General features: G+C 36.8%; 1 protein-coding gene and 3 tRNA genes. 3 read left to right on the forward strand and 1 reads right to left on the reverse strand.

Going from position 1 to position 2,430, the window contains the following annotated elements:
• Positions 1-37: 37 nt before the first annotated feature.
• The 3 genes from IV87_RS10725 (at position 38) to IV87_RS10735 (ending at position 333) form a co-directional block, all read left to right on the forward strand.
• Positions 38-111, forward strand: a tRNA-Trp gene (locus tag IV87_RS10725).
• Positions 112-117: 6 nt separating this feature from the next.
• Positions 118-190 (forward strand) — tRNA-His (locus IV87_RS10730).
• Between the two features lie 57 nt (positions 191-247).
• Positions 248-333: transfer RNA gene (locus IV87_RS10735), tRNA-Leu, on the forward strand.
• A gap of 182 nt (positions 334-515) precedes the next feature.
• Here IV87_RS10735 and IV87_RS10740 read toward each other — a convergent pair.
• Positions 516-1,871, reverse strand: coding sequence for an MDR family MFS transporter (locus IV87_RS10740; RefSeq protein WP_057808130.1), 1,356 nt, complete (start codon positions 1,869-1,871; stop codon positions 516-518).
• Between the last annotated feature and the right edge of the window lie 559 nt (positions 1,872-2,430).

The raw sequence follows: 2,430 nt of genomic DNA on the forward strand, positions 1-2,430 counted from the left end.
TCGGTGGTTCGAATCCACTCCCTTCCATTTTAATGATAGGGATATAGTTTAATGGTAGAACTACGGTCTCCAAAACCGTCGATGTGGGTTCAACTCCTACTATCCCTGCCATTGATGGCGGTAGTGGCGAAGTGGTTAACGCACCGGATTGTGGCTCCGGCACGCGTGGGTTCGATTCCCACCTACCGCCCTAAGGATTTCATTAGTTATCCTTGAGGTTTTGTGTAATTGACATAACTAGTTAGATGCCGCTGTGGCGGAATTGGCAGACGCGCTGGACTCAAAATCCAGTTCCCTTTACCGGGAGTGTGGGTTCGACCCCCACCGGCGGCATTGTAGCTCCCCTCGAGGGGCTTTTTTTTTACAAAAAATTCCTGTTACTAGATTACCAAATTGGTAATCCATCAACAGGGAAAAGTATAGAGCCCAGAAAACAACATGATACCAAGAATTATGAAAACAAAAAAAATAATAGTAAAGAAAAATATGTTCCCGAAAAATATGTTTAACCATCTTTAAATTTCAGTAACTGTTTTATTTTTTAAGGTAGCACTAATAATCAAACAAAATGCACCTATTATCAAAACTAATGTAAATGCCCACTGAAATCCATGACCTAATTTAATTGCCGTTACTAATGCGGCAGTACCAAGTGAACTAGCTAGTTGCTGTAAAGTAACGATCATGGTACTACCATAAACTAAATAGGAATGGGGCAGGGCATTTAATCCAGAAGTAGTTAGTGGCATGAAGACTAGTGTTAAACCTGCAGAACGAATGGCATACAAGAATGCAATTGTGTTTAAAGATGTGGAAGCATCAAAGAAAATCATCGGAATTGTAGCAAAAAAAGTTGCTGTAAAACCAACTGATACAAGCCTTTTTATACCAAAACGATCGTACAATTTACCGGAAAGTGGTGAAAGAATGGCCATCAATATAGTACCGGGAAGCATTAACAGCCCAGAAGTCATGGCATTAGTTCCACGAATTGTTTGATTATAGAGGGGAATTACTAACTCCGGACCCATTAAAGCAATGTTTGTTAATGCTGCGAGTAAGGCGACTTTACGAAAAGAAGGAGCAGTAAAAACGCGTAATTCCAAGAGTGGATGTTTAAGAGATAACTGACGTTTACAAAATAAACTGATTACAAGTAATCCACTTAAAATTTCAAACAACGAGGTAACATCTAAATTTCCAGAGACGCCAATTTGTGAAAGCCCAAAAAGTAAACCACCAAACCCAAAAATGGACATGATCAATGATGGCATATCCAGGTGATCACTTCTTGTATCAGTAACATTGTCGATTGTAAAAATACCTAGCACTAAAACTAAGCAGGCAATTGGAATTAATGCTATGAATAACATGCGCCAGGACCAATGTGTAACAATTATCCCAGATAATGTTGGACCAATTGCTGGTCCCAAATTTATGACGATGCCACCAATTCCTAACGCAATACCACGTTTCTCAGCAGGAAAAATCAAAGTCAATACATTTTGTACCAACGGCATACTAACACCGACTGAGGCCGCTTGAATTAGACGTCCAAGAAGTAATATGGTAAAAGATTGAGCAGTAGCTGACATGATTAATCCGCTGAGAAAAATACTAATCGTTCCTAAAAACAATGGTTTTAGTTTGATTCGATTTGTAAAGTAGGCGGCTGTGGGCATCATAATACCGGCAACTAGTAAGTAACCGGTACTTAACCATTGCGCGGTTGCCTGAGACACATGAACTTCGGCCATGATTGTTGGTAATGCATTATTCAGAAAAGTTTCGGCAAAAGCTGAAAGAAAACTACCAAGTAATAGAACAAAAACCATAATAATTTGAGTTGTTGACTTGGAATGCTGATTCATAATATACCTCCGTACTATAATAGATTTTTAAACAAAAAAAGAGCTGGATAAGGCCAAAAATCCGGCACCTTAATCCAGCTCCATATATGAAGCCCTCCGATGTATTTAAAGAGGCAAACTATGTTTATATATTCAATCATCAAGATAACAGAAATGTTGATAAAATACAAGACCTTAGTAAATGCATTGATTATTTGCACTGCCTTTTAATAAATTTTAGAATCATTGAGATAGCTAATTGTTTAAAATAGTAAAAATTGATATGTACAGTTGTTCCTCAGTTAAGTTTTGCAACTTTTGGTGGTAACGCCAATAAATACAATACTGCAATAGTTAATTAAACTGATCAAATAACGGAAAAATTCATCAGTAACAAGTTGGTATTAATGTTAATAAATTAAAATTTCTGAGCAACTCAAAAAGTAAAGATAAAAACTTGATAGTTGATAAAATATAGATCTATAAACTGAAATTTTTATTTGCTCATATCTTAAATCCTATTTTATTATTACCTGTCAAGGGCGGTTCAAAAATGTACAAAATGGGCGGTTTTAGAATG

Origin of the sequence: Pediococcus ethanolidurans (genome assembly GCF_001437405.1) — a bacterium.
Lineage (GTDB): Bacteria > Bacillota > Bacilli > Lactobacillales > Lactobacillaceae > Pediococcus > Pediococcus ethanolidurans.

Coding starts and splice junctions, on each gene's coding strand:
- IV87_RS10740 (WP_057808130.1), bottom strand. CDS start 1,871: ATGAATCAGCATTCCAAGTCAACAACTCAAATTATTATGGTTTTTGTT.